Here is a 24,219-nt window from a genome sequence, read left to right on the forward strand (position 1 = left end):
TTGGGAGAGTTTACCTCCCAAGCCCTACTTTACGCGTTGCGCGGTTGTTATTCGGTCCGCTTAGATGTGCGCCGTCTTCTTGGCGCCTTTAATCGTCATGCCGCCTTGCCCTGTCGTGCCGTCTCTGCGGATCAGTTTGCGAAGCAGCGGCAGCAGGTAATAGTCAACCCCGAAGCGTCCGGCATTCGCGCCTGCCATCATTACGATCCCGCCCAGCAGGATGAGCCATGGGTTCGTGCTTACGGTTCCGGCGAAGAGGAACATGAAGTTCATGAAGAGACCGAAGAATGCGGCTGTCGCTGTCAATGCACCGAGTATGAGACCAAGGCCGACAAGGAATTCACCGAGCGGGATGAGTACATTGAACAATTTCACATTCGGCAATGCAACATGTTCGAGGAAACGCGTAAAGGTCGGATAGACCAATTCGCCAGTCGCTTTGTCCGCAATCGGATTGCCGATCGCCCCTTTCATGAAGCCTGCCGCGTCAAACCCGTCTTTCAGCTTGTGGAAGCCTGCGTTCAGCCATTGCCAGCCGACATAAACCCGAAGAACCAACATAAGTCCTGCGACGTAAACATTTTTCCGTAAGAATTCCATCATCTTGACTCACTCCTCAATATAGGTAGTTGTTAAATGCGTTGTGGTCGTATATAAGTGGATTGCGCTTAAGTTAGTGAATATTTTCACATTCTCATATGCAGTGAGTGGCTGCTGTTTCTTGAGATGGAGGTTCGGGATCGCTTCATAACGCGAACACTTCCTTTCCTGCTTGCTGCTTGTTGCTTGTTCTTCCTTACACCTTTACTATAAGCCATCCGTTGCACGCTGCATGTGAAAAAAATCACAGATGAAAGTTATTTTATTCGCTTCCTACAGCCACCGCATAATTTGCCGCTACAGATTCATCCTATGTGGGTAAGCGTTGGCGTAAGGAGGTTATTCCAATGAGTGAAAGCTTGGTTCACCTGTACTATATTATCGTGCTCGGCGCGTTGCTGGCGCTCGGGATCGGCGGCATGGCTTGGTTTGTGTATCATAAGAGGAAGAGGAGAGCTAGGTAGCCCTCCCCTTTGACCCCACCGTTGGGAGAACAAGGGCTGCGCCCTTATGACCCAGCTTTGTTAGCCTCGCCCCTTCCCCCTCCATTGGGGGAACCAAAGGGCCATCGCCCTCTGGACACCGATAATAAGCGTGACACGTGACGCGGCCGTCGTTGATCTGTCCTTTCGGGCTTGGCCCGCTTTTGTTCTAGGAGCAATTCGCACGTCCCATGGACATGCGGATTGCTCCTAGAACAAAGCTCTGGTGCGAGCTTCGTTCGCGGCTTTGATGCCTTGGGGTGGGGGCTTGGTGGGATAGTCGGATTTGCCTGGCAGCGAGCTGACTCTCGCTTGACGTCCACTGCGTGGACACGCTGACTTTTAACTTCTTTGTTGTGGGGACCTGCTTGGCTACGGATTGGCGGCACAGCGAGCGGACCCTCGCTTGACGTCCACTGCGTGGACACGCTGACTTCTTTAACTGCATATACTGCAGCTGGACTGCAGCTCAAAATGCCCTTCCGCCGAGGAAGGGCATTTTGCTTGCCTAATGCGCTTGCGCGGGTTTCTTTTTCACTGCCGCTGGGACTTCTTCCGGCAGTTCTTCGTTCATGCCCGGGACGTTGCGCGGTTTGTATTCCATCTCCTCCGAGGAGAATAGACCGACCGACATCGTGCCGTGGCGCGCGTAAGCCCGGATGAGGACCGGCTGGTTGTACTGGTTGCGGAACGTGAAGTCCGGGCCGTCCCAGCTGACCGTGGCGTCGCGGCCGGAACGGACATACGGCACGCTGCGGCTGTGGGAATACCGCTCGATGATATGCAGGCCGGCACGATCTGTCGCGTTGAACAGCGTCGAGGACACTTGGCAGATCCCGCCGCCGATGCCTTCAGACAGTTCGCCCCGGACGATAACCGGCGCCTCCTTGTAGCCGCCGGCTTTCGTGCGTCTGCCCACCACTTTGTTGAAGGAGAACCGCTCGCCGGGGAACACGACCGTGTTATTGATCGCGCTGGCCGCCAAGGCGATATTGTGGGCGCGGTTCGTATTCCTTGAATTGTAATAGGTTACGTAATAAGCAATCGGTCTCTGCCGAATGCTAGCCAGCAATTCGCGGTCTACCCTGGCCAGAACCGGCTTCATCGGCAGGTCGATCGTCATTGGCCCCGTGCCATGAAAGTAGCCGTAGAACTGCTCCAAGAATTTCAGTTGATCCAGCTGTCTGCCCGGCTTCTCCGGCACGATGCCGCCGCTGGGACCGATGAACGCGTTCTTGGCCGGCTCCAGCGTCTGCTTGCGTATGCGGGCCGCCAACTGATCGAATTTATCGAGATCGACCATCGTAATTCCCGGCAAGGCATAATCCATCCGGTTCACCGATAACGTGCTTCCTTCCCCCAGCGTGACCGTCAGATGGTCCGAAGACTGTTCAGCCTGCAGACCAGACGGCTGCGTCACGGCCAGCAGAACCGCCAGCCATATTGCTTTCATTGCGCTCCACCTCACATTCCACGATTGCCGTCATTTCGATTCGACCGCTTCGATTTTCCAAGGCTGCCAAGGCCCGCTTCTCCGCAATTGAAAGACGAAGGTTCGTTCTTCCTTGCGCTTCTCCAACCGATAGACCACAGCCCGAGCCTCTATGTTCCGCACCAGCATGCCGTCGTCCGCTTCGTCGGGAAGATCGGTTACGCGCTTAATGGCGGTAATCTGCCCAAGCTCGGCCAAGGCAGCTTGAAGGCCGGGATGGTTCCGGACTTGGAACAGCGCGCTCATTACTTCCGGATCCTGCTGGTTAATGGCGATGAAAAAGAGCGCTATCACGTTGGCCGCCGACGAACGGTCCGCGTAACGGTACAGCTCGCCCGCCGCTTTATGCACCATCGTCTGATGGTCGGGATCGACGGTCGCCGTTTTGTGCGTGCTGCTGCCCAAAAAATGAATGCAGAAGTGCCCGTCAAAATCATTGTCCGGAATCCCGTCCCCGCCGTGAGGCATGCCATGCATCGAGGCCGCTATCGTATGACCGTCCTTCTCGACGACAATGGCTCTGCGTTTCCATGTCCATTTGCCCGAATAAATCTGCTTCATAATTCGCGTATCCTGCTTCGTCAAAGGCTGCACGTCCGCATGTGTGCTGCCCGCGCGACGCTGCACGTGAAAGCGGAGCCCCGTCTCGAGATCGTGCACGGTGAACCGGGACTTCATCGTCAGCACTTGCTTGGCCTGCGGCCAGGTCAGCAGCTCGCCATAGTGAACGGAGCGCAACCAGGCCATATAGCCCCTTAGCATACGCCGATAGTCTGCAGGAAGCGTAATGAGCGTGCCTTGCTGCGCATCGTAGAGCTGATAGTCTCCGTTAACGGCATACCGATGTTCACCCTGCAACACAACCATATCCGTGACAGGCGGACCGCTGCCTTTCGTCTCAGCTGCATGCTCGAACGCCTTTTTCCAATCGGCGGATGGCAATGGCAGCTCAGTCGCAGGCACCGCTTTGGGCGATGTTTGAATGCTAATGCGTATCGGTTCGGCTGAACCTGAAGCGGCCGCAACATTGAGCAGAACACTAACTGCCGACAGTGCGCAGCACATGACGATTCTGATGATCGCAGCCATAATCTTCCCCTCCTCCTTGATAATTTGACTAGGAAAGGGGCGATCCATTCCGTGAAATTTTTCCCAAGTCCGTATTCTTCCAACTGCTGAATATACTGCTTAGTAGCACGTCGATCATGAAGGAGGAGAGGAGATGCAGCAAGTTGAAAGACAGCAGCAAAACGGCTTAGGCCTCATCGCTTACACGGTCTATCGCGGAGGAGCCTTCCATATGGAGATCTATCGGCCTTCGGATGGCTGGGGCGCACCGCTGACGAGGGGACTCGCCGAGCGCTTCTCCGTTCCTTACTGGTCTGCGAACAATCGTACAATCGCTTTCATCGGGGAGCGGAACATGCTGTACACGGTCCATGTACTAACCGGTGCGGCGGCGCAAATCGAGCAACTCGAACCTTACACCCTGCTCAGCTGGTCGCCGAACAGCCGGGTGCTTGCTTATGCCAAGGATGGGTTCATCGTTCTCTATGACCGGATGGCGCACAAAATGAGGCGGATTCCTTATGACGGCGCTTACGACGTCAATTGGTTCCCTTCCGGCCGCGAGCTGCTCTTCGCGGCACCGGATCCAGAGGGCAACAGCCAGCTGTACCGAATGTCCAGCGACGGCACGAGCATTCAGCAGCTGACCAATCAAGCGGAGGGCCCGATTCACAATGTGCGGATATCGCCCGATGGTCAATTCGCCCTCTACACCTCTCCGGGAGCAAGCATCTCGCTCATTACCACCGTAGATATCGTCACAGGCGCAACCGTGCAGCTGGAAGGCGGTCCTCTGGCCAAAAATGCGAATCCCGCTTGGTCGCCCGACAGCAAACGCATCGCCTACAGTACCACTATTTATGAGCAGGAGACTTACAGTTCTCTCATCGAACTAGATGCAGTCAGCGGGGGGCGACGCCAGACCATCACCGCTTCGACCTGTTATTCCACGCCGGTCACCTGGTCGCCGAACGGCAGCCTGCTTGCTTTCTTATCCGGCTGTCCGGCGAGCGGCGATCCGGCCGATCCGACCGAGCTATGGATTACCGGCGCAACGCCGCATCACGTCCCTTTCCGCGCGGTGCAAGGCGAGCGGATTACGGCCTTGCAGTGGTCGACCTCTTAATCGCCAAATAAGCGCACGTTCGCAAACGGCGGCAATCAGCCAACCGTTTGCGAACGTGCGCTTTTTAACGTGAATCATATAAGGCAGGCCCCTGTTACGGAGCAGGCAGCAAATTCAACTTTACCGCCGTCGTTACGGCCTTCACCCGATTGTTCACCTGCAGCTTCTCGAAGATGTGGCGGGTATGCACCTTCACCGTCTCCGGCGACATGACGAGCTGCGTGGCAATCTCCTTCGTCGTCAAGCCTTCCGCCATCCCTTGCAGCACTTCGCGTTCGCGCTCCGTCAGCGGGCTGACCAGCGCCGAAGACGGAGCGTTGGCCGGCGTCCCTTGAATAGCCGTCTGGGCCATGCCGAAATGCGCATGCAGCTGCTGGACCACGTGAATCTGTGAAGCGAGCGTACGCAGCACCCCGATCCGCTCCGGCTCGAATACGCTGCCGAGCACCCGGTTCTCCAGATAGAGCAGCGCTTGCCATTGTTCCTGGATCTCCACCGGCATACATAACATCGATTTCATTCCCGTCCGGGCGATATACGGATCGGTCGCGAACATCCCTTCCGCGGCGGCCTCCTTCATCAGCACCGGTCCTTGCTTGACGAGCGCGTAGCCGACGACCTCCTGGCTGATCGGTTCGTAATCCGACAGCATCGTGCCCGGCGACTCGAACGCGTCGCCGCCCATGCCGAGCACATGCTCGATGACGAGCCCCTCCGGGCGAATGCCGATATAGCAGCAGCGGTCGGCTCCCGCAAGCTCCATCAGAATGCGCATCAATCTTGCGATAAGCGACGAGGTATCCTTCTCCTGCGAGAAGGCTTGCGAGGCGCGCATCACCGCCGCCAGATCGAGCATATGCGCATAATCGAAGCCGCTCGGATCGATGGCAGCATTGCTTGCGACCGTTGCAGGAAGCGGTTTCGCAGCTGTCCCGGAAGAAGGATCATGCTCGATCGTCTGGAGCCGCTCATGCTCGCCTAAGCCGAACTCCTCCCAAGCGCCGGTCTTCTCCCAGCTGCTCCAGCATTGCTCCAGATCCGCACGCAGGCCATAAGCGCTCTGATAGCGCTGCGCCGTCGATTTCTCTAGCAGTTTCAAGACAATACGGGAGATAATATGCGGGATGTTGCGCCCCGCCTCTTCCAACGGTCTGGGCAGCTTGGCGACATGAGCATGCGCCCACTCCAGCGGATCATGGGCCTCGAAAGGAAGCCTGCCCGTCAGCATCTCGTACAACGTTACGCCCAGCGCATACAGATCGGTCGCGCCGCTGATCGGCTGATTCATCCGGCCTGTGCGTTCCGGCGCCATATAGGGCGGGCTGCCTTCGATGAGCGGCATCGTGCGCGCATTCGTTCCCGAGCCGTCGGCGATGATGGAGTGGCCCATGCCGGTCAAATAGACCTTCATCGAGGAAGGAATGACGATCACGGTATCGGGCCTGATGTTCATATGGACCACATGCTGCTTATGCAGCTGTTCGAGCAGTCTCGCGAGCGCAATGGCGATATGCAGGAATTGCGGGATACTTAGCTGCTCGCTCTGGCAGAAGTGCCGCAGCGTCAAGCCGTGAATCCATTCGCTCGCCAGAATAAGCCCATTGCCTTGCCGAAGCAGGCTGAGCGGCTTCAGAATGCCGGGAATATGGAGCGAGCCGGCAATCTCGTATTCGTTCATCAGCTTCGCGTTCTCGATCATCGCGCGCTGGCTATCCTTCACCATTTTGAGCAGCACCTCGGCGCCGGTCTGCTCGTGCCGCGCGTGGCACACGCGTATATAGTCATCTTCGAAAATGAGTTGATTTAGTTGGTAGCCTGGTACTGCTGACATAGCTGCTCCCTCCCCACGCTAACAATTATAAACGATAGGAAGCGGATTAAGTCGAATCATGACGAAAAAAGAGATGACTCCCACCCGTAGCAGGAATCATCTCTTCTAGTAAAGCGCCCCGCGATCCGCTTTCGCTAGAGACTTTGTTGATGAACGAGGTAATGGTACATCCCTTTGCGGTTCAGCAGCTCGTCATGGGTGCCCGACTCGACGATTCTCCCCTCGTCCAGCACAAGGATCAGGTCGGCGTTCCGGATCGTGCTCAGCCGATGCGCGATTACGAGCGTCGTCCGTCCATGCAGCATCGCTTCCATGTTGTTCTGGATGATCCGCTCGGATTCCGTATCCAGGGCGCTCGTCGCTTCGTCGAATACCAGAATGCGCGGATTGCTAAGCAAGGCGCGGGCAATGACGATGCGCTGGCGCTGGCCGCCGGACAAGCGGATCCCGCCTTCTCCGATCATCGTACCGTAGCCGAGCGGCAGCGCTTCGATGAACTCGTGCGCGCCGGCAAGTCTGGCCGCGCGTTCCACCTCTTCGAAGGGATGCTCGGTACCGGCCAGCGCGATATTATCCCGCACGCTGCCCCGGAAGATGACGGTCTCTTGCTGCACGACGCCGACTTGCCGGCGGATCGAAGCGGCATGGACGCCTTGCAGCGGATAACCGTCGATATAGATGGCTCCGCTCGTCGGCGTGAGCAGCTTGAGCAGCAGGTTCGCGATCGTGGATTTGCCGGAACCGCTGCGTCCGACGAGCGCGACGGTCTGGCCGGGCTGGATTTCGACGTTCAGGTTTTGCAGGATCATTTTGCCCCCGGAAGAATAGCGGAAGGAGACATTCTCCAGCCGAATATGGCCCCGGATGCTCGGCAGCGTCCGTAGCTTCGACCGTTCCTCATGCTCCGGGGTCGACTCGTACACATCGTTCAGCCGCTCCATCGAGATGCGCGCCTCCGACAGCTCCCCGCTCACATGCGAGATCGCCTCCAGCGCATGCATGAAGGACGCGAACAGAACGGTGAAGGCGACCAGTTCGCCGACGCTAAGCCCGCCGCTCATGACGAAGCGCGCGCCGAAGTAGAGCAGCACGAGATTGCTCAGCGATTGCAGCGCCGTGGAGCCTGCGGTCAGCCAAGTCTGCTGCTTATTCCCTTCGAAGCGCAAGCTCAGCTGCTTGGACAGCTTCTCCATGAGCCGCCGGCGGACCGAATGCTCCATGGCCAGCCCCTTCACCGTCGCGATCGCGCCGACCGCCTCGACGATCTGCGTCTGCGATTCGCCTTCGGCAAGCATCTGCTTGCGGAAGTTGCGGCGCATGCGAGGCAGGATATAAGCGTAGAGTGCCGCATAGAGCGGCATGACCGATAACGCTATAAGGGCAAGCGGCGGATGGTAATAGAACATCAAGCCGCCGTAGACGAAGAGCGTCAGCACATCGAGCACAAGCGAGATGCCGTGGTTCGTCAGCAACTGCCGCACCTTCTCGTTCTCGTAGACGCGCGTAATGATATCGCCCGATGTCCGTTTGGTGAAGTACGTATAAGGAAGACGGAACAGATGGCGATAGAAGCGGTCCAGCATGGCGCGGTCAATGCGATAGGCCAGCTTGCCGAGCAGCAGCTGCCGGACAGCAATGCCGACCGTACTGAGACCAGCCATGGCGAGCATTGCAAGGAGCAGTACGTTCAGCAAGGAGAGCTCGTTCCCTTCGAGCACCCGGTCGAAAATCTGCTGCGTCATGACCGGGAACGCGAGCAGGACAAGCTCCAGTACGATCGATAAAGCCAAAGCCGAGAACAGCAGCTGCCGGTAAGGCTTGAATGTCTCGGCATAGCGGCGGAACAGACTCTCCTCGTCGTTCAGCGGCGCAAGACGCTCTGTCGGCGTGAGCGTAATGACAAGGCCGCTCCAATGTTCGCCGAATGCGGATAGCGGGATCGTATCCACATAGCCGACCGCCGGGTCTGCCACGGTCGCCCGCTCGCCTTCGATGGCGTAGACGACGATGTAATGATTGCCGTCCCAATGGGCGATGAACGGCGCGTCCAAGTCTTGCAGCTGCGCTGCCGTCAGCTTCAAGCCTTTGGCTTCGAATCCCAGCGCTTCCCCCGTCTCCGTCAGCGACAGCATTGATGTGCCTTCGACGCCGACATTGCAGCGCTCGCGCATCCGGTTCACGCTGGCCTTCATGCCATAATAGCGCGCGATCATTGTTAGACATGTCGGCCCGCAGTCCATCTCGTTCTGCTGCATCAAGGCCGGATATTTCTTGCCGAACCTAAGTTTCAAGCCGCCGCGAAGCATATGCGGCCGCGATTCTGTGATCGGCCGTATCGCTTCCTCAGTGCCCCTATCTTCGGCGGCTGCCTCATCTACGACCGGTGAATCGGGCATCGCCGAGGTCGAATAATGGGCGGAGATCCGGCGGATCGACGCGAGAATGACGGGAAAACGGACCGTCAGCGATTCGAAATCCGACTTCGCCAGCCGGAACGCCGTGACCGCTACTGCCGCGCGAACCGTCGCTTGGCGGGGCGTATCGGCGAGCAGCGCCAGCTCCCCGAAGAAATCGCCGGGATACAGGCGGTTGACGACCGCGCGGTCCGCTCCTTTCTCGACCGCGGCCGTCCCTTCCTTCAGGATATAGAAGGCGTCGCCGATCTCCCCTTCCTCCACCAGCGTCTCGCCCGCCGCATACGAGCGGATCTCGAGATGGTCGAGCAGCGAGCGGATCGCCGAGGCGTCGACGTGGGTGAAGACGGTGTTATTTTTCAGAAAAGCGTTCAGCGCCTCGGAGGAAATATAGTTGCGCACATAGTTGTCCAGCTCCGGATGCTCCTGCAGCAGCGCCATGAACCGCTCCCGGTCGAGCCGCAGCACCTCCAGGTCGGTCGAAGCCCGAATGAGCAGAGGCGAATTCGCCTTGCTGAATAGTCCATGTTCGCCGAAATGCTCGCCTGGTCCGAGCAAGCCCAAATTCTTCTCCATGCCCTGATCGCTAAGGCCGATCTTCCGCGCATGGCCGGACACGATCACATAGAACGCCTCGGCTGGCTCGTCCTCGCTTACGATCGTTTGCCCCATGCGATAACGCTCGGTCCGCATATAAGACGCGAGCGTCCGCTTCTCCTCGCCGGCGAGCAGATTGAACAGCGGCACCTGATGCAAATAGTCGATTGTGTTCATCGCGGCCATCCTAGTCCTCGTCTCCGTTCCATATCATAAGCTCCAGGTCTGTACGGTCCCGCCGCTCGCCCAGCTCCATCCGGAACAGCTGCTGCCGGATCGTCTCCCGCACTTCATCGGTCAGCTCGGCGGGATACAACGCTTCCAATCGCACGAGCCAATAGCCGGCTTTGGTCTCGATCGGTCCGGCTACCTCGCCTGCCGACGCCCCGAGCAGCAAGGCCGCCACCTCCAGCGCAAGCTCCGACCTGCTGCTGATTCCCGCATAACCGCCTGCCATCCGCGTCGCCTCGTCCAGGGAGAACATACGGGCCAACCGGAAGAACTCTTCTCCCTCCTCCAGACGAAAGTACAGTTCCTGCGCCTCGCCGTATTCCTGCACGAGCAGCCGAGATAACTCCACCTCTTCGAACGAAGGCAGATGTTCGTGAAAATAGCGTTCGATCGTCTCATCGGTTATGACGGTCTCCGCGAGCTTGGCGGCGAGAACGACGGGGCGGAGCAGTTCGAGCGCATCCGATACGGACATGCCATGCTGCAACAGCCACGCATTCGTCTTCGCCGCCGTGAACAGCTGCCGCCCTTTGCGAAACTTGGTGAGCTCGGCCATCAGCTCCTCTTGCGTCGCACGGACATTCAGCTCGTCCGCCCATTGTCCGATCAATTGATTGTCTATCGTGTGCTCGATTATCGTTAACTGCTCAGCCATCAGCCCTTGCCGGAACAGCTCGCGGTACGTGACCGCGTGGCCGCCGATGGCGAGCGCGGTTGTTTGCAATGGTGTCAATAGCGCCACACTTCCTTTTTCCCTCTGCGTGTTTGAAAAAAGCAAAAAGGATGGGCTCCCCCATCCTCTGCACCGTTCTTATTTTACTAGGTCTGTCAAGCATGGACCTATACCGCGTTCGGGTTATCTTGTCGCCGCATGCACGCGAGATGCCAGCCTCACTCGCCGAAGCATTAACGTTACTTGTCGAGCACGCGGAACGATGCCGTCGCCATCGAGCACAGCTTGCCCGCTTCATCGGTCAGCCGTCCCTCCGTCGTGATCATCCGGCCGGATTGGTGGACAATCTCTGCAACGACGGTCACCTTTCCCTTCCGGACCGGCGCCGTAAAATGCATGTTAAGGCCGGCGGTCACGACCGCCTCTCCGGGGCGCACGTTCATCGCGATCAGCCCCATCGCCGAGTCGAGCAGCGACGTATGGACGCCGCCATGCAGAATGCCCAGCAAATTCAGGTGATGCTCCTGCACATCCAGCGTGACGACGGCCTTCTGTTCATCCAATTCGGCTAGTTCGCACCCCAAGTAGCCCCAGAACGTGCGCTTCGCTTGTTCGAGCAGCTCCTTGTCGGCCATCAGTCCGCCTGTTTGATCCATTTGAGTTACCCCCTAGCTGATTGGTTTGCGTGTCTGGTAGGACACGCAGCATTCCCGCAGATTGGTTTACATGTTTGTTAGAACATGTAGCATTCTGCGACGCTGATTGGTTTGCGTGTTCATGGAACTAGCAGCATTCCCGCTTACTTCACCTTCTCGGCCTCCTGGTTCTGGTCCTCTTCGGCCAGCTTGCGCCGTAGAATCTTGCCGGCCATCGTCTTCGGCAGGCTGGCGCGGAACTCGTAAATCCGCGGCACTTTATACGCTGCCAGGCGCTCTCTGCAGAATTTCTCCAGCTCTTCCTTGGTCAGCTTCGCGCCCTCCTTCAGCACGACGAATACCTTCACCGTCTCGCCCCGGTATTGGTCCGGCACGCCCATGACGACGGCCTCGGCGATCGCCGGATGCTCGAACAGCACCTCTTCAACCTCCCGCGGAAAAATATTAAAGCCGCCCGCGATAATCATGTCCTTCATCCGGTCCATGATGTAGAAGTAGCCGTCCTCGTCCATCCGCGCCATGTCGCCGGTGCGCAGCCAGCCATTGTTCAGTACCTTCGCCGTCTCGGTAGGAGCATTCCAATAGCCTTTCATTACCTGCGGCCCGAAGACGGCCAGCTCGCCGATCTGCCCTTCCGGCACATCCTCGCCCGTCTCAGGATGCACGATCTTGGCGATCGTATCCGGGAACGGAATGCCGATCGAGCCGAATTTGCGCTTCTCCCATATATTATTCGCATGCGTCACCGGCGAAGCCTCGGTCAAGCCGTAGCCCTCGATCAACCGGCCGCCGGTGATCGCCTCGAAACGCTCCTGCACCTCATGCGGCAGCGGCGCAGCCCCGCTGATGCACATTCGGATCGAGGACAGATCGTAATTACGGATGTCCGGATGATTAATGAGGGCGATATACATCGTCGGCGCGCCCGGGAAGATCGTCGGTTTCATCGTATGAATGAGTTTCAGAATCGCAGCGATCTCGAATTTGGGCACCAGGAGCATCTCGCCGGCCAGCATAATCGCCTGATTCATCAGAACGGTTAACCCGAACACATGGAAGAACGGAAGAGCTGCCAAGTAACGTTCTTGTCCCGGTACGCTTTTGTACGCCCAGAGGCTCGTCTGTATCGTGTTCGCGATCATGTTGTAGTGCGTGAGCATGACGCCCTTGGACAGTCCGGTCGTCCCGCCCGTGTACTGCAGCAAGGCCAAATCGCGCTTCGCGTCGACCTCCGTATGCAGCGGCGTTGCCGGGGAACCGCGCAGCAGCTTGCGGAAGGCGTGCACGCGGCCGCCGTATTGGACTTCGCGCTCCAAGCCGTCCTTCTTCGCCTTAATCGGATAGAGCACGTTACTCGGGAACGGAAGATAATCCTTGATCGACGTCACGATGATATGCGTGTCGGTCATGGACGGGACCGCGCTCATGACTTTGCGGTATAGAAAATCAAGTGTGACGACCACCGAAGCGCCGGAGTCGTGCAACTGATGCGCTAGCTCCCGCTGCATGTACAGCGGGTTCGTCATCACGACGACGCCGCCGAGATGCAGCACCCCGTAATAAGCAATGACCAGCTGCGGGCAGTTCGGCAGCATGATCGCCACCCGGTCCCCTTTGCCGACGCCAAGGCCGCGCAGGGCGTGGGCGAATCGGTAAGAAGCGGACAGGAGCTGCGCGTAAGTCAGCTCCTTGCCCAAGAAATGCAATGCTTTGTTGTTCGGATATTTCGAGGCCGACTCGATAAGGAAGCCGGCCAAATTTTGCTCAGGATACGGGTAAGTCGAAGGCACCTCTTGCGGGTAATGCGAGTACCACGGCTGTTGTGACAAAACCCATCACCTCTTTAGGTTCGGAATCGCGTATTAGCACAGGTAGCGTTCGGCTGGAATCACTCGTGCCGCGATTTGGCGCTTGAGGGCGACCGTATTGACGGAACTGCGGCGCGTCAGCTTCTTCAGCACGGACAGCTGCGTGCGCAGCGTGTCGCCGGTCTCGATGGCGGACAACGTCTCTTTGGCCAACGCCTCGATCTCGGCGAACGCCTCGTGAATGAACACCTGCGCCATCGCGATCGCGGCTGCCGATTTGTCCTCGCCTTGCTTGGCGATAAGCTTCTTCGTACGGAGCAGCGCGCTCTCCATCGCATAGATCTGGATCATGACGTCCGCAAGGGCGCTGAGCACCTCTTGCTCCTGCTCGAGCTTCGTGTTCAGCTTCTGGACGGCCGTGCCGCCGGCCATGAGGAAGATTTTCTTCGCCATGGAGACCAGATGCGTCTCTTCTTCGAGCGTTCCTTCGAAAATTTGGCCCGGCACGAGCTGCAGCAGTTCCGCTTGCAGTCCTTGCGCCTTCTGAAGCAGCGGAAGCTCGCCTTTGATCGCGCGCTTGACCAGCGTACCCGGAATGAGGAGACGGTTGATCTCGTTCGTCCCTTCGAAAATCCGGTTGATCCGCGAATCGCGATAGATCCGCTCCACTTTGTACTCCTGAATGAAGCCATAGCCCCCGTGAATCTGAACGCCCTCATCGGAGACGAAGTCGAGCACCTCGGAGCCGAACACTTTGTTGATCGAGCATTCGATCGCATATTCAGCAATCGCCTTGGCCGACTGCACGCCCGCTTCCGGGCTGTTATGGTCGATGTCGCTGAGCCCCGCGTCCATCAGGCCGGCCGTGCGGTAGATGATGCTCTCCAGTACGTAGGTGCGCGTGTTCATCTCGGCCAGCTTTTTGCCGATGAGCGGGAACGAGGAGATCGGCTTGCCGAACTGGGTGCGCGTATTCGCGTATTTGGCGCTCAGCTCGATGGCTTCCTTGGAAGCGCCGAGGCAGCCGACCGCCAGTTTGAAGCGCCCGATGTTCAGGATGTTAAAAGCGATCAGGTGGCCTTTGCCAACCTCCCATAACAGGTTCTCTACCGGCACCTTCACATCCTCCAGAATAAGCGGACGGGTCGAGGAGCCCTTGATCCCCATCTTCTTCTCTTCCGGTCCGACGCTGACGCCTTCATACGTGCGTTCGACGATGAACGTGCTGAAGTGCTGGCCATCCACCTTCGCGTACACGATGAACACGTCCGCGAAGCCCGCGTTCGTGATGAACTGCTTCGTGCCGTTCAGGATGTAGTGCTGGCCGTCTTCGGACAGTTTGGCTGTGGCTTTGGCACCCAAGGCATCGGAACCGGAGGAGGGTTCGGTCAAGCAATAGGCCGCGATCAACTCGCCGGTCGAGAGAGCAGGCAGGTACTTGTTCTTCTGCTCCGTATTGCCGAAATAGACGATCGGCAGCGTCCCGATCCCGACATGCGCGCCGATGGAGAGGGCAAACGACGCCGCGCGGGAGAGATGCTCGCTGATGAGCGTCGAGCTGACTTTGTCGAGGCCAAGCCCGCCGAACGCTTCAGGCACGTCCGCGCCGAGCAGGCCGAGCTCGCCGGATTTGCGCATCAGCTTCACGGTCAGGTCGTAGTCCAGCTTCTCCAGCTGCTCGTCGACCGGCAGCACGTCGCGCTCCACGAATTCCGCCGTCGTTTCGGCGATCATGCGCTGCTCGTCGGTCAGCTCATCCGGGGTCACAATCGAGTGGAAGTCCTGGTCTTCGATAATAAAGCTCGCGCCGACGACTTTTTTGGTTTGGGTCATGGTTGCACACTCCTCAGAGATTTTTGCGTGCGTAGCCCGACGGATTAGTCGAGCAAAAAACTCACTTCGGAAGCAAAGGCTTTGATTTTTGCGTGCATTGCCCGACGGTTAGTCTAGCAAAAACTCGCTTCGGAAGCATAAGCTTTGATTTTTGCGTGCGGTGCCCGACTTGTAGTAGCACTGGCGCTACTGCAGCTGCATACTCGTTACTCGACTTACTTTCTAGTCGCACTGGCGCTACTGCAGCTACATACTCGTTGCTCGACACACCTTCTAGTCGCACTGGTACTACTGCAGCCACGTACTCGCTACTCGACTCACCTTCTAGTCGTACTGGTGCTACTACACAATTCCGCTCGCCTGACCGCCAGTTAGTCCACTGCAGCTCACTATTCTGGACCTTTCGCTCGCCTGACCACCAGTTAGTCCACTACAGCTCACTATTCCGATCTTCCGCTCGCCTCACCGCCATTTAGTCACAAATTTACCGCTATTCCGATCCACCTTCACACGGGCGCACCATTTAGCCGCAAATTTACCGCTATTCCGATCCACCTTCACACGGGCGCATCATTTAGCCGCAAATTTACTGCTATCCTGAGCCAGACTCCCACGGGCGCACCATTTAGCCGCAAATTTACCGCTATTCCGATCCACCTTCACACGAGCGCACCATTTAGCCGCAAATTTACCGCTACTCCGGTCTAGCCTCACCTGGAGATGCACGCGCCCGCCAACTACCAGGCGGTGTCTCCCGGCTACTCCCCGTACACCTCGAACACGCCGGCTGCGCCCATGCCGCCGCCGATGCACATCGAGACGACGCCGATCCCGCCGCCGCGGCGCTTCAGCTCGTGAATCAGGCTGACCGTCAGCTTCGTGCCCGTGCAGCCGAGCGGATGGCCAAGGGCGATGGCCCCGCCGTTCACGTTCACCTTCTCCTCAACGAGTTCCAGGGCCCGGATAATGTGCAGGCACTGGGACGCGAACGCCTCATTGATCTCGAAGAGATCGACATCGTCCACCGAGATTCCGGCCATCCGCAGCGCCTTGGGGATCGCCTCGACCGGCCCGACGCCCATAATATCCGGATCGACGCCGGCGAGCGCGAACGACTTGAAGCCCGCGAGCGGCTTCAGCCCGAGCTCGTCGGCTTTCTCGCGGCTCATGATGAGCACCGCTGCCGCCCCGTCGCTCATCTGCGACGTATTGCCGGCCGTGACGGTACCGCTTGCCTTGAACGCCGGCTTCAGCTTCGCCAAGCCTTCGACCGAGGTATCCGGACGCACGCCTTCATCCATCTCCAGCACGATCGGCTTCTCCCACGCCTTGCCGTTGTCTCCGAAGCCGCGGAGCGAGGTCGCGACCGGCACGATTTCCTCCCGGAACACGCCGGCTTGCAGCGCCTGCGCCGCCTTGCGGTGGCTGCTTGCCGCGAAGCGGTCCTGGTCCTCGCGGGAGATGCCGAAGCGCTCCGCCACGTTCTCGGCCGTATGGCCCATCGCGATGTAGATATCCGGCCGCTCGTCGACGATGCGCGGATGCGGAGCAGGCTTGAAGCCGGCCATCGGCACATGGCTCATGCTCTCCACGCCGCCCGCGACGATGATATCCGCGGCTCCGACCATAATGCGCTCCGCCGCAAAGGCGATCGACTGAAGGCCCGACGAACAGAATCGGTTAATCGTCAGCGCCGGCACGGTCGACGGATACCCCGCATACAGCGACATGATGCGGGCAAAGTTCAGCCCCTGCTCGCCCTCGGGCATCGCGCAGCCGATGATGATATCTTCGATATCCGCTTTGCTCACGCCCGGCGCCCGATCGATCACGGCTTCCAGCACCGCTCTGCCTAAGTCCTCGGCTCGCGTATGCGCGAAGCTCCCTTTCTTCGCACGTCCGACCGGCGTTCGTGCCACAGCTACGATAACTGCCTCTCTCATGCGTTCACACCTCTCCTTCGATCGTCGTTAGTTGCGAAGCGCCTTGCCCTTGGCCAGCATGTGCTGCATGCGCTGCTGCGTCTTCGGTTCGCCGCACAGGCTGAGGAACGCCTCCCGCTCCAGATCGAGCATATACTGCTCCGTCACGAGCGTCCCTGCCGGCACATCGCCGCCTGCGAGCACATGGGCCAGTTTGTTCGCGATCAGCAAGTCATGGTCGCTGATATACCCGCTTTGGCGCATGCCGAGCGCGCCCATCTTCATGACCGCCTTGCCGTCCGAGCCGACGACGCGAATCTTCTGCTGTCCAGGCGCTTCGTATCCGGCCTGCACGAGACGCAGCGCCGCCTGCTTCGCTTCATGGATGAGGTAATCCTGGCTCATGATGACGCGGTCCGAACCGCGGAGATAGCCAAGCTTCCTGGCATCATGCGCGCTCGTCGATACTTTGGCCGTGCCGATATTGAGGAATAGCTGGTTGATATGCGGCTGCAGATCGACTTCCGGATTCGGATTCGCCAAGCTGGCGCGCAGCGTCAGCTCCTTGCAGCCGCCGCCTGCCGGAATGAGTCCGACGCCGGCCTCGACCAGGCCGTAATACGTCTCGGCGAACATGCATACTTCGTCGGCCGGCAAGCATACCTCGACGCCGCCGCCCAGCGTCATCCGATGAGGCGCGGCCACGACCGGCTTCTCCGAATGCTTCAGCTTCATCATCGTGTTCTGGAACAGCCGGATGATGCCGTCGACCTCATCCCACTCTTCATCCTGTGCTTCCATAAGCAGCAGCATAAGATTGGCGCCGACGCAGAAATTGCGCCCTTCGTTCGCGATGATCAACGCCTCGTAATTGCTGCGGACCTCATCGACGCTCTGCTGGATCATGACCAGAATATCCGCGCCGATCGCATTGTTCGGCGAATGGAACTCGAGCGCCGCCACCCCGTCGCCGACGTCGATCAGACTCGCGCCGCTGTTGCTGCGGATCACTTTGCCCTGTTCCTTCAGCGCGCGCAGTGAGATTTTCTCCTTCGGCTGCTCAACCTGGCGGTACTTGCCCTCGTAGGCATAAGCAACCGAACCCGCTTCCTTCTTATAAAAGGACGTGTTGCCCGCGGCGATCCATTCCTTCACCCAGGCCGGCACCTGCGTGCCTTCGGCTTCCATCCGCTCGACCGATCGCACTAGACCAATCGCATCCCACAGTTCGAAAGGACCGAGCTCCCAGCTGAAGCCCCACTTCATCGCCTTATCGATATCCTCGATCGTATCGGCGATCTCGCCGATCTTCGCCGCCGAATATACAAGCGTCAGCTTCGTAATCTCCCAGGCCAAATCGGAATAGCGGTCCCTTCCGCCGAGCAGCGCCTTCGTCTTCTCCTTTGCTCCTTTGGCAGCCTTAGCCGCTTCGAGGGAAGCAGAGGCAGGTTTCTTGCCCTTGGCATAGTCCATCGTGTTCAGATCGAGCGACAGTATCTCGCTTCCCGCCGCGCCTTTGATTTTCTTATAAAAGCCTGCCCCCGCCTTCTCCCCGATCCAGCCTCTGGCGACCATGTCCCTCAGCAGCTGCGAAGGCTCGAACACGGCACGCTCCTCGGCGTTATCCACCTTCTCGAACACATTGTTCGCCACATGGACGAACGTGTCGAGACCGACGAGATCGAGCGTGCGGAACGTTGCGCTCTTCGGCCGCCCCAGCGCAGGACCGGTGACCGCGTCCACCTCATCGACGGTGAAGCCCTTATCCGCCATCACTTGCAGCGTCACGAGCAGCCCATAAGTACCGATCCGGTTCGCGATAAAGTTCGGCGTATCTTTGGCGATGACGACGCCTTTGCCAAGGGCCCGCTCCGAGAAGGCGGCCATCTTGTGCACGATCGCAGGGTCAGTCGATTCGCCCGGAATGATCTCCATCAGCTTCATGTAGCGCGGCGGGTTGAAGAAATGCGTCCCGAGAAAATGCCGCTTGAACTCCGCCCCGCGCTCCTTCGCCATCTCGTTGATCGAGATGCCGGACGTATTGGAGCTGACGATCACGCCCGGCTTCCAATGCCGTTCGATCTTCTCCAGCAGGCTCTGCTTGACGTCCAGGTTCTCAACAACAACCTCGATGACCCAATCCACGCCCGCGATCTTGTGAAGATCGTCTTCGATATTGCCCGGCATTATGCGGCTTGCGAGCGCATCGTCATACAGCGGCGACGGCTTGATGGCAGGCAGCTTGGCGAGCGCCGCCGTTGCCAATCTGTTGCGTACGGCAGGGTGGGCCAGCGTCAGCCCTTTGGCTTCCTCCTCCGCGGTCAAGGCTTGCGGGACGATATCGAGCAGCAGGCTCGGGATGCCTACGTTCGCCAGATGCGCGGCAATGCTGGCGCCCATGACGCCTGACCCGATTACAGCGGCTTTCTTAATGGATGCTGCCATGTACGTGATCCCTCCTAGAACAGTTATGGATTACCCTATCAACCGAATACGGCTTGCTCCAATATCTCGGCGACATCGCGCGCCTTCACGCGTTCGTCCGCTTCCTTCTGCTTCGTGCCATCCTCGAGCATCGTCAGGCAATACGGGCATGCGCTGCTGATCATCGTCGGATTCACCGCAAGCGCCTGCTCGGTCCGGGCCACGTTCACCCGCTTGCCGGCCGTCTCTTCCATCCACATCATGCCGCCCCCGGCGCCGCAGCACATCCCGTTCTCCCGCGAACGGGCCATCTCGACCAGCTCAACGCCCTGAATCGCCCGGAGTATATTCCGCGGCTGATCGTACACATCGTTGTAACGCCCGAGGTAACAGGAATCGTGATACGTAATGCGCTCCTTCACCGCATGCCGCGGCGTAAGGCGCCCTTCCTTCACCAGCTGGTCGAGCAGCTGCGTGTGGTGCAGCACTTCCACCCCCTCCATCCCGAATTCGGGATATTCGTTCTTCAGCGTATTGAATGTATGCGGACATGCGGTCACAATCTTGCGGACGCCGTACTTCCGGAACGTCTCGATGTTCTCCGTGCACAGTTGCTGGAACAGCATCTCGTTGCCCATCCGGCGCGGCGTGTCGCCCGAATTCTTCTCCTCGTTGCCGAGGATCGCGAAGCTGACGCCGGCTTCGTGCAGCAGGCGGACGAAGGCGCGGGAAATTTTGCGACTGCGGTTGTCGTACGATCCCATCGAACCGACGAAGAACAGAACCTCGAAGTCCGAATTCTGCTTCACCGTCGGCACCTTGATGCCCTCGATGTCCTCCGTCCAGCGGCTGCGGTCCGCCCGGCTGATGCCCCACGGATTGCCTTGGCGCTCGATATTCTGCATCGCGCGCTGGCCCTCATGCGGCACGCTGCCCTCCATCAGCACGAGGTGGCGGCGCAGGTCGATGATTTTGTCCACGTGCTCGTTGCCGACCGGACATTGATCCTCGCAATTGCGGCATGTGGTGCAAGCCCAGATCTCATCCTCCGTCATGACGTCGCCAATGAGCGACAGTTCCTCGGCCTTCTTCTCCGCCTGCTGCCATCCGGCTTTTTGCCAGTTCAACGTCGGCTGAATATCCGTCACGCCCTCCGACTCCCAACCTGCGGCAAGATCGGGTGCGGACATGCTGTGAACGCTTCCATTTCCGAAAGCAAAGGCCGGCATCCAAGGCGATTTACTCGTGACCGCCGCTCCCTTCTCCGTCAGATGATCGCGCAGCTTCACGATCAGATGCATCGGCGAGAGCGCCTTGCCCGTATTCGAGGCCGGGCATACGTTGGTGCAGCGTCCGCATTCGACGCATGCGTAGAAGTCGAGCATTTGCTTCTGCGTGAAATCTTCGATCTTGCCGACGCCGAACGATTCCGCCTCTTCGTCCTCCAAGTCCAGCTTGGCGAGCTTGCCGACCGGCTCGCTGCGGCCGAGGAAAATATTGATCGGCGCCGTAATGAGGTGAAAATGCTTCGACTGCGGCACGTACACCAGGAACGCGAGCAGGATGACCAGATGCGCCCACCAGCTGACGAAGAACAACGCTTTCGCCGCACCTGCAGACAATCCGCCGAACAAGGCAGCCAGCAATGACGATACTGGCGCGTACCCGGATGCCTCATGGCCCATCCATACCCGGTGGAAGCCGAGCGACAGAATAACGGACAGCATTAGGAAAAAGATAAAGAACAGGACGATCGCCGGCTTCCAGCCTTTTTTGAGCCGCGCCAGCATCTCGCCGTAACGCCTGTAGGCCGCATATCCGGTGGCCAGCAGGATCACGAGCACCGTAATCTCCTGCGTCAGCCCGAACACCGAATAGCCGGGGATCGGCAGCGGGTCGCCGCCGGACAAGCCGGTATAGATAAGATCGAGCGCGCCGAACTGCAGAATGATGAAGCCGTAGAAAATAAACAGATGCATGATGCCGCTTCGGCGGTCTTTCAGCAGCTTGCTGTGCCCGAACGCCTGAACCGCCAAGTCGCCGACCCGGCTGCGCCAGTCGAACGGCTTCTCCGGCTTCTTCCCGAGCCGGATGTAGAGATAACGATGGTACACGGCCCGGTAAAATAACGAAAGGGCGTACCCTGCAACGAGCAGGAAGAGCAAATAATGCAGCCACGACAATAGCATGAGCACCCGTCCTTTCTTGCGAGACTATTCATGTAAGCCTTTTCACGGTGAAAATAAAAAAATGAATCGTCTTGCCCCCTGCCAAACATCGCCTGCGGGACGGTCTTCTTCAAACTCCAACACACATACAGCCAGCCGATTGCGGACAATCTATTGCCTGCTTACATGTACAAATCTTATGCGCGAATAACGTTGACAACGCCTTGCGGATTTCATAAGATGGAATCAGAAAAATGAATGACGATTCATTCAGTTTGAATTTTATCACCGAGGTGCGCACATGACAAGTAAAAAAATGAATAAATTTGAATTGATCCTTGGTGCCGCCGTGAAGGTGTTCGCCGAGACCGGCTTCCACGGATCGCAGGTATCGAAGATCGCCCGCGAGGCCGGCGTCGCGGACGGAACGATCTATTTATATTTCAAGAACAAGGAAGATATCCTCGTCTCCCTGTTCCGCGAGCGGTTAGGCGAGCTGGTCGGCAAGTTCGAAGCGTCGGCCCGCGATTCCGAGACCGCCGATGAAGCGCTGCGCAAGATATGCGAGCTTCATTACACGGAGCTCGAGAACAACCCCGATCTGGCTTATGTGACCCAGATCGAGCTGCGCCAGAGCTCCCTGGAGCTGCGCAAGGCGATCGGCCAGACCGTCAAGCCGTACATACAGCTGATTGAGAACGTCCTGGTTCAAGGGATGGAGGAAGGCACCTTCCGACAAGGGCTGGATGTGAAGCTGACGCGCCTGCTGATCTTCGGCGCGATGGATGAAGTTGTGACCTCCTGGCTCATCGCCGGGCGGAAATATTCGCTTGCCGCGCAGATCGACAACACTGTTTCCTTTTTCCTAAGAGCGTTGAAGCCTTAAAGTGCGTATTCAAAAAGTCGACCATTCAGCACCGAGAAGCTTGCTGTGAAGGCGAAGAAGGAGGAGCGGAGTTTAGGCAAACCTAAATGAGCACCGGACTTCAAGCCTGCACGCAAGATTCGATGACGAGTTACTCCCTGATTTACTTCGTGATCAATGGATGGCTTTTTGAATAACCTCTAAATCGTCTACCCACCCTTCCATGTAGAGAGGAGCAAGTCAGATGAATGTGGTTGTGCTGCTGAAGCAAACGTTTGATACGGAGGAGAAAATCGTCATCGAGAATGGCGCGGTATCCGAGGACGGCGTCAAATTCGTCATCAACCCTTACGACGAATACGCCGTCGAGGAGGCGCTGCGCATCAAGGAGCAGGACGGAAGCACGGTCACCCTGCTCTCCGTCGGTCCCGCGCGCACGACGGAAGCGCTGCGCACCGCCCTTGCGATGGGCGCCGATGAAGCCGTTCTCATCGAAGACGCGCGGATTCCGCAGGATGAACATGCGATAGCTACCGTTCTTGCCGCTTATCTGAAGCAGCAATCGTACGATCTGATCCTCGGCGGCAACTTCTCCGTCGATAACGGCGGCGCGCAGGTGGCGGTCCGTCTGTCCGAACTGCTCGGCATTCCGCATGCTTCCTCGATTACCAAATTAACGCTCCAAGGCGGAACGGCCAGCGTGGAGCGCGACGCCGAGGGCGATCTGGAGCTGCTGGACGTGACGCTCCCGGCCCTGTTCACCGCGCAGCAAGGGCTCAATGAGCCGCGTTATCCTTCCCTGCCCGGCATTATGAAGTCGAAGAAAAAGCCGCTGCGCACGCTGACGCTGGATGATGTCGGCCTGACGCCAGATCAGCTGGAAGCCCGAACCGAGCGTACGTCGCTCTCGCTTCCGCCATCGCGCCAAGCCGGCCAAATTCTATCCGGGGACATCCCGCAGCAAGCCGCGAAGCTCGTCGAGCTGCTCCGCACGCAGTCGAAAGTCATCTAATCCTAGAGGCGATCAAAGGAGGAATTCCAGCATGAGCAGAACATTTCTCATTATTGCGGAGCACCGCGACGGCAAGCTTCGCCAAGTTACCTTGGAAGCGCTTCAAGCAGCATCGCTCGCGGCCAAAGATGGCGATTCGCTTGCCGCCGTCCTGTTGGGCAGCGACCTGGATGGACTCGCCGGCGAACTTGCCGCCTACGCATTGTCTGACGTTCATGTCATCGAGACGGATAGCCTGAAGCAGTACAATCCCGAAAGTTACGTCGATGCGCTTGCTCCTTTCATCGATAGCATCCGGCCGGACGGCGTCTTCCTCGGCCATACGGCGCTCGGGCGCGATCTGGCGCCTGCGCTCGCCGCGAAGCTGTCCGCCGGCCAACTGTCCGACGTCACCGCGATCGAGCAATCCGGCGAGGAGGTCGTCTTCACCCGTCCGCTCTATGCAGGCAAGGCGATCGAGAAGAAGATATTCCGCGCCTATCCTTGGGTCGTGACGATCCGTCCGAACAATATCCCGGCAGCGGGCAGCGCAGGCGGCGGGCAGGCAGCCGGCATCGTCAAACATGACTACTCCCCTTCCAAGCCGCTCCGTACGGTCATTCGCGATGTCGTGCGCAAGATGTCCGGCAAGGTCGACCTGACCGAAGCGAAGGTGATCGTCTCCGGCGGACGCGGCGTGAAGAGTGGGGACGGCTTCAAGCCGCTCGAGGAGCTCGCCGAGCTGCTCGGCGGCGCGGTCGGCGCCTCCCGCGGCGCCTGCGATGCCGGTTACTGCGATTATTCGCTGCAGATCGGGCAGACCGGCAAAGTCGTCACGCCGGAGATCTACATCGCCTGCGGCATTAGCGGCGCCATCCAGCATCTGGCCGGCATGAACGGCTCGCGCATCATAATCGCAATTAACAAGGACCCGGATGCGCCGATCTTCCAGATTGCCGATTACGGCATCGTCGGCGACCTGTTCGAAGTCGTGCCTCTCCTGACGCAAGAATTCCGCAAGGCGCTGGCCTAACGCGA

16 protein-coding genes are annotated in these 24,219 nt (G+C 58.7%); 4 read left to right on the forward strand and 12 right to left on the reverse strand.

Going from position 1 to position 24,219, the window contains the following annotated elements; all coding sequences use genetic code 11:
- Positions 1–60: 60 nt before the first annotated feature.
- From FHS18_RS03325 to FHS18_RS34205, 3 genes are all read right to left on the reverse strand, one after another.
- Positions 61–603 (reverse strand): DoxX family membrane protein, encoded by a 543-nt coding sequence (locus FHS18_RS03325; RefSeq protein ID WP_183596933.1) that lies wholly within the window; start codon positions 601–603, stop codon positions 61–63.
- A gap of 987 nt (positions 604–1,590) precedes the next feature.
- Complete coding sequence (locus FHS18_RS03330) at positions 1,591–2,535, reverse strand: VanW family protein (RefSeq protein ID WP_183596935.1); 945 nt, start codon at positions 2,533–2,535, stop codon at positions 1,591–1,593.
- A gap of 30 nt (positions 2,536–2,565) precedes the next feature.
- Entirely contained in the window at positions 2,566–3,663 is a 1,098-nt protein-coding gene (locus FHS18_RS34205) for a hypothetical protein (RefSeq protein ID WP_246427409.1), read from the reverse strand.
- Between the two features lie 133 nt (positions 3,664–3,796).
- Between FHS18_RS34205 and FHS18_RS03340 the strand changes: the two genes are divergently transcribed.
- Positions 3,797–4,768, forward strand: coding sequence for a TolB family protein (locus tag FHS18_RS03340; protein WP_183596937.1), 972 nt, complete (start codon positions 3,797–3,799; stop codon positions 4,766–4,768).
- A 94-nt stretch (positions 4,769–4,862) separates the two neighbouring features.
- Here FHS18_RS03340 and FHS18_RS03345 read toward each other — a convergent pair whose 3' ends face one another.
- The 9 genes from FHS18_RS03345 to FHS18_RS03385 all read right to left on the reverse strand — a co-directional run bounded on the left by FHS18_RS03345 (position 4,863) and on the right by FHS18_RS03385 (position 21,346).
- The gene (locus FHS18_RS03345; protein WP_183596939.1) at positions 4,863–6,599 is read right to left on the reverse strand and encodes a protein kinase domain-containing protein; all 1,737 of its coding nucleotides are present in this window, start codon (positions 6,597–6,599) and stop codon (positions 4,863–4,865) included.
- A 134-nt stretch (positions 6,600–6,733) separates the two neighbouring features.
- Positions 6,734–9,787 carry a peptidase domain-containing ABC transporter gene (locus FHS18_RS03350; RefSeq protein WP_183596941.1) on the reverse strand — a complete coding sequence of 1,018 codons (3,054 nt, stop codon included), beginning with the start codon at positions 9,785–9,787 and terminating at the stop codon, positions 6,734–6,736.
- A 10-nt stretch (positions 9,788–9,797) separates the two neighbouring features.
- Positions 9,798–10,574, reverse strand: a complete 777-nt coding sequence (locus FHS18_RS03355) for a peptidylprolyl isomerase (RefSeq protein ID WP_183596943.1) — start codon at positions 10,572–10,574, stop codon at positions 9,798–9,800.
- 179 nt (positions 10,575–10,753) lie between these two features.
- Positions 10,754–11,170 carry a PaaI family thioesterase gene (locus tag FHS18_RS03360; RefSeq protein ID WP_183596945.1) on the reverse strand — a complete coding sequence of 139 codons (417 nt, stop codon included), beginning with the start codon at positions 11,168–11,170 and terminating at the stop codon, positions 10,754–10,756.
- Between the two features lie 143 nt (positions 11,171–11,313).
- Positions 11,314–12,999 (reverse strand): AMP-binding protein, encoded by a 1,686-nt coding sequence (locus tag FHS18_RS03365; protein WP_183596947.1) that lies wholly within the window; start codon positions 12,997–12,999, stop codon positions 11,314–11,316.
- Between the two features lie 33 nt (positions 13,000–13,032).
- A complete protein-coding gene (locus tag FHS18_RS03370; protein WP_183596949.1) occupies positions 13,033–14,811 on the reverse strand; it encodes an acyl-CoA dehydrogenase family protein in 1,779 nt (592 codons plus the stop codon).
- A gap of 758 nt (positions 14,812–15,569) precedes the next feature.
- A complete protein-coding gene (locus FHS18_RS03375) occupies positions 15,570–16,754 on the reverse strand; it encodes an acetyl-CoA C-acyltransferase (RefSeq protein ID WP_183596951.1) in 1,185 nt (394 codons plus the stop codon).
- 27 nt (positions 16,755–16,781) lie between these two features.
- Positions 16,782–19,178: a 3-hydroxyacyl-CoA dehydrogenase/enoyl-CoA hydratase family protein gene (locus FHS18_RS03380; protein WP_183596952.1), complete on the reverse strand. Its 2,397-nt coding sequence runs from the start codon at positions 19,176–19,178 to the stop codon at positions 16,782–16,784.
- A 38-nt stretch (positions 19,179–19,216) separates the two neighbouring features.
- Complete coding sequence (locus FHS18_RS03385; protein WP_183596954.1) at positions 19,217–21,346, reverse strand: (Fe-S)-binding protein; 2,130 nt, start codon at positions 21,344–21,346, stop codon at positions 19,217–19,219.
- A 280-nt stretch (positions 21,347–21,626) separates the two neighbouring features.
- Here FHS18_RS03385 and fadR point away from each other — a divergent pair, with 280 nt between their 5' ends.
- The 3 genes from fadR to FHS18_RS03400 all read left to right on the forward strand — a co-directional run bounded on the left by fadR (position 21,627) and on the right by FHS18_RS03400 (position 24,214).
- Entirely contained in the window at positions 21,627–22,211 is a 585-nt protein-coding gene (gene fadR / locus FHS18_RS03390; protein ID WP_183596956.1) for a fatty acid metabolism transcriptional regulator FadR, read from the forward strand.
- Positions 22,212–22,434: 223 nt separating this feature from the next.
- Positions 22,435–23,202, forward strand: a complete 768-nt coding sequence (locus tag FHS18_RS03395) for an electron transfer flavoprotein subunit beta/FixA family protein (protein ID WP_183596958.1) — start codon at positions 22,435–22,437, stop codon at positions 23,200–23,202.
- 31 nt (positions 23,203–23,233) lie between these two features.
- Positions 23,234–24,214 carry an electron transfer flavoprotein subunit alpha/FixB family protein gene (locus FHS18_RS03400; protein WP_183596960.1) on the forward strand — a complete coding sequence of 327 codons (981 nt, stop codon included), beginning with the start codon at positions 23,234–23,236 and terminating at the stop codon, positions 24,212–24,214.
- Positions 24,215–24,219 lie beyond the last annotated feature (5 nt).

This window comes from Paenibacillus phyllosphaerae (assembly GCF_014192105.1).
GTDB lineage: Bacteria > Bacillota > Bacilli > Paenibacillales > Paenibacillaceae > Paenibacillus_Z > Paenibacillus_Z phyllosphaerae.

What these genes read in the sequence shown, in the direction of transcription:
- FHS18_RS03340 (WP_183596937.1), top strand. Translation starts at nt 3,797, where the DNA reads ATGCAGCAAGTTGAAAGACAGCAGCAAAACGGCTTAGGCCTCATCGCT.
- FHS18_RS03350 (WP_183596941.1), bottom strand. Translation starts at nt 9,787, where the DNA reads ATGAACACAATCGACTATTTGCATCAGGTGCCGCTGTTCAATCTGCTC.
- FHS18_RS03325 (WP_183596933.1), bottom strand. Translation starts at nt 603, where the DNA reads ATGATGGAATTCTTACGGAAAAATGTTTACGTCGCAGGACTTATGTTG.
- FHS18_RS03380 (WP_183596952.1), bottom strand. Translation starts at nt 19,178, where the DNA reads ATGGCAGCATCCATTAAGAAAGCCGCTGTAATCGGGTCAGGCGTCATG.
- FHS18_RS03330 (WP_183596935.1), bottom strand. Translation starts at nt 2,535, where the DNA reads ATGAAAGCAATATGGCTGGCGGTTCTGCTGGCCGTGACGCAGCCGTCT.
- FHS18_RS03360 (WP_183596945.1), bottom strand. Translation starts at nt 11,170, where the DNA reads ATGGATCAAACAGGCGGACTGATGGCCGACAAGGAGCTGCTCGAACAA.
- FHS18_RS34205 (WP_246427409.1), bottom strand. Translation starts at nt 3,663, where the DNA reads ATGGCTGCGATCATCAGAATCGTCATGTGCTGCGCACTGTCGGCAGTT.
- FHS18_RS03370 (WP_183596949.1), bottom strand. Translation starts at nt 14,811, where the DNA reads ATGACCCAAACCAAAAAAGTCGTCGGCGCGAGCTTTATTATCGAAGAC.
- FHS18_RS03375 (WP_183596951.1), bottom strand. Translation starts at nt 16,754, where the DNA reads ATGAGAGAGGCAGTTATCGTAGCTGTGGCACGAACGCCGGTCGGACGT.
- FHS18_RS03385 (WP_183596954.1), bottom strand. Translation starts at nt 21,346, where the DNA reads ATGCTATTGTCGTGGCTGCATTATTTGCTCTTCCTGCTCGTTGCAGGG.
- FHS18_RS03345 (WP_183596939.1), bottom strand. Translation starts at nt 6,599, where the DNA reads ATGTCAGCAGTACCAGGCTACCAACTAAATCAACTCATTTTCGAAGAT.
- fadR (WP_183596956.1), top strand. Translation starts at nt 21,627, where the DNA reads ATGACAAGTAAAAAAATGAATAAATTTGAATTGATCCTTGGTGCCGCC.
- FHS18_RS03395 (WP_183596958.1), top strand. Translation starts at nt 22,435, where the DNA reads ATGAATGTGGTTGTGCTGCTGAAGCAAACGTTTGATACGGAGGAGAAA.
- FHS18_RS03400 (WP_183596960.1), top strand. Translation starts at nt 23,234, where the DNA reads ATGAGCAGAACATTTCTCATTATTGCGGAGCACCGCGACGGCAAGCTT.